This window comes from Spiroplasma endosymbiont of Megaselia nigra, assembly GCF_003987485.1.
In the GTDB taxonomy this organism is placed as follows: domain Bacteria; phylum Bacillota_I; class Bacilli_A; order Mycoplasmatales; family Mycoplasmataceae; genus Spiroplasma.
The window spans coordinates 1-3,107 of sequence record NZ_RCOO01000140.1 but is presented as its reverse complement, the minus strand read 5'-3'; the positions used below and the strand labels follow the sequence as shown (position 1 = coordinate 3,107).

The window sequence follows — 3,107 nt, the reverse complement described above, 5'->3', positions numbered from 1 at the left end:
TTAAAAACCTTCTAAAATTTATAAATTTTATTTACTTTTTATTTATTAAATAATTAGTATTTAATGATTTTTCTAAACTAGGTGATTTTTCTTGTATTTCATTACCATCATCATTTTTCAATAGTTCAGGATAACAATTTTTATAACTTAATTTAAGATGTTTTCTAACTATATTAAAATCAAGTACCTCAACCTCAATTTCATCACCAACAGTGAAAAAATCTTTAATATCTCTTACATAATAATTTGAAATCTCACTAATATGAATTAAACCATCAGCCTTTTCTGCTCTACAAAAAGCACCATAGGGTGTAATGTTTGTTATTTTAACATTAACTTTATTTCCTTTTTTATACATAAAATTAAATATACTTCCTTTCTTTAAATGCTTTAATTATATCATTAAGACTATAAAAATCATTTGCAGGAATTGGGCGAGCGGTTGATTTTCTTAAATTTTTGTGATAAAATAACTTACAAGTTAAAAAATATTTTTGAGGTTCTTTCAAATAAATTTGGGAACCTTTATAAAATTCTTCGCTTAACGCTTAGAATTTTTACCAAGTATTTTGAAAAGCGCGACAAAAGTTTTTTTTAAACTTTAAGTAATTTTTCATAAAATTATGAAAATCACCGCGAGCCCAGATTATATCAGTATCAAATAATAAATTTGAGTAAAGGAAGGATAGTATGAGATATTTAATTTTATCAATAAAGTGCTTTTTCCTAACTGAAACAAAAAAGAAAATAGCAATATTGTTAATAACAATTTTATTGTTAGGATTATGTATTTCTTTGCCTATTGTATTTGTCACAGCTGCCAATAATAAAGCAAAATTTGAAAATTCATTTTTAGAAAGAGATAGAACTCGTGTATTTTTTAATAAAAATCAAAAAATAGGTCAAGCAATAATTGACTATAAAACAGAAAATGAAAAAAATAATTCCAATGATATATTTAAAAATAATATAAATACACTATATTTTTATGGTGTACAGACGAAACTAATTTAAATTTTGATAAAGTATATAGTGTTGTTTACTCATTATTTTATTTGAAATATAAAAATATGATAAATTTAAAAAAATTTTCAATCAAAAGAATTGAATGAGAAATTTATTCAAAAGAATGAGATAAAAAATATATTTTAGATAATAAAAAATATGATGGTTATTTTATAAATTAAAAAGTTATTTTTAGAATGTAGTCTAAAAATAACTTTTTATATTTCTAATGTAATTAATGATAATTTTTCATTGCTTTTATTAAATAATTGTAAATTATTAATATTAATTTGTTCTTTTTCAGTAAAAATTATAATATCATAATTTCCATAACCTCATATTCCCGATATTTTGATTTTATTTAAAACATTAATATTTTGTGAAAAAAATATTTTCATATTATTTTCAACAAAATTATTAATTAAATTTAATCATTCTGATTTTGAATATACTGTTCCTTTTTTATGATAAGCATATAATTCATTTAAAACTTGTTGTACTTTATCATTAGAAATTATTAAATTAGTTAAATATTTACCATATTCGCCATCTGATAATTTAATTTCAGAAGGTATAAGCGAAGGAATGTTATTTGTTTCTAGTTCATTTGTTACGGATAATCAATTAAAATAATTTGCTTCTAATTGATAAATAGGATTTTCTGAAATATCATTATTTATAACTTTTATATTACTTGTTTCCATTTCATAATAATTCTTATTTTTTAAATCAGAAAAATCAAAATATGATGATTTTAACTGTACTATACAATCTTTAAACTCGTAGTATGCTTCTTTTCCTTTGCCTTATTTAATTCTTGGTTCAGAAAGTAATTCAAAATAATAAGGAGAAACTAATTTAATATCATCATTATAACCTTTATTAATTGCCATATTACTATATACATAATTTGACAACATATATACAACTTGCTTAAATATTTTTACTGCAATATCAGATAAATAAGTTGGATTATTAAACTTTCAGTTTTCAAATAAACCATCAATAACATTTTCAGGTTTTTGTCCTTCGAATAATTGTTTTACTATTGCACTTTCATTTGTGGGATTACCTTTTTCATCGTATTTTGCACCGCGAAATTTTCTATCATAATTATAACGATATGTTAACATATCTCTTAATACTTCTTCTAAATCTCCGTTTAGGGGAGAAGCTTGTATTTCGATTAATAAATCACCATATTGAGGAAGATTATTTTGTCATATTGGTGGAAGTAATCAAATAGATGGTGTTTATGGCATTTTGTCAGGTATTTTAACATTATATGAATATTTACCAGGAGGATTATAATATGCAACAATATTACCTTCTAAAATTCTTGCATTTTTAATCACTTGTTTTATTGGTTCTTCATCATGGTCACCAATACTAACTAAAATTAAACAATCATTTGGAGTAGAAAAATGTCTTGCTATTTCAAATGGTAAAAAACTATATCCTAATCAATATTGAAATATTCGTACATTAGGATTTGTTTCAATTGGCATTGATAATAATGGTACTAATAATAATGGTACTAAACTAGCATTTTGAATAATAGATTGTGGATAAGAATAAACACCATTCACATTGCCTCAACATTTTATATTTCCAAATAAAATTGATTTAGGATATTTAATTTCAATCCCAGTAAAGACAGTATCTTCTGGCAATGATTTTTGTAAAACTAAATGAATACTATTCTGGTTTTTTCACTTAAAATCAGTTATTTTAACTAAATGAGTAGATTTTATAATATCAACACCATCAGGTGTATAAGGGCGTTTATATTCTTCAATGATATATAATTCATTTTTGTTGTTTTCAATAATTGGTTCATTAATAGATACTATTTTTAACTCTAATGTTTCTAAAAATTCTTTGTATTGTTTTGAAATATAATTGATTAAAATATCTTTTTCATCAATCATAACATAACTTGTACTATTATCTTGGACTGTGGTATTTTGTTGAATTTGTAATTTAAAATTAAAGTCACTAATTTCATAACCAATAATTTTAATATATTCATCTTTGTCAATAAAACCTATTTTAACGCTATTTTGAGAGTAGTTTAAGGTTGGTTTTTGTTTTGTCTTAAC

5 protein-coding genes are annotated in these 3,107 nt (G+C 22.4%); 1 reads left to right on the top strand and 4 read right to left on the bottom strand.

What is annotated here, in order from left to right; all coding sequences use genetic code 4:
• Positions 1-31: 31 nt before the first annotated feature.
• Positions 32-358 carry a S1 RNA-binding domain-containing protein gene (locus D9R21_RS05400; RefSeq protein ID WP_126821404.1) on the bottom strand — a complete coding sequence of 109 codons (327 nt, stop codon included), beginning with the start codon at positions 356-358 and terminating at the stop codon, positions 32-34.
• A 332-nt stretch (positions 359-690) separates the two neighbouring features.
• On the opposite strand from D9R21_RS05400, the gene D9R21_RS05395 reads away from it, so the two are divergent.
• On the top strand, positions 691-1,014 hold the full coding sequence (locus tag D9R21_RS05395) for a hypothetical protein (protein WP_126821403.1): 324 nt from the start codon (positions 691-693) through the stop codon (positions 1,012-1,014).
• 209 nt (positions 1,015-1,223) lie between these two features.
• Here the strand turns inward: D9R21_RS05395 and D9R21_RS05390 are convergent, their stop codons facing one another.
• From D9R21_RS05390 to D9R21_RS07310, 3 genes are all read right to left on the bottom strand, one after another.
• Positions 1,224-1,709 (bottom strand): hypothetical protein, encoded by a 486-nt coding sequence (locus tag D9R21_RS05390; RefSeq protein WP_126821402.1) that lies wholly within the window; start codon positions 1,707-1,709, stop codon positions 1,224-1,226.
• A 102-nt stretch (positions 1,710-1,811) separates the two neighbouring features.
• On the bottom strand, positions 1,812-2,138 hold the full coding sequence (locus tag D9R21_RS05385) for a hypothetical protein (RefSeq protein ID WP_126821401.1): 327 nt from the start codon (positions 2,136-2,138) through the stop codon (positions 1,812-1,814).
• A 120-nt stretch (positions 2,139-2,258) separates the two neighbouring features.
• Positions 2,259-3,107 (bottom strand): hypothetical protein (locus D9R21_RS07310; RefSeq protein ID WP_158613920.1); only part of this gene is annotated, 849 nt, incomplete at its 5' end.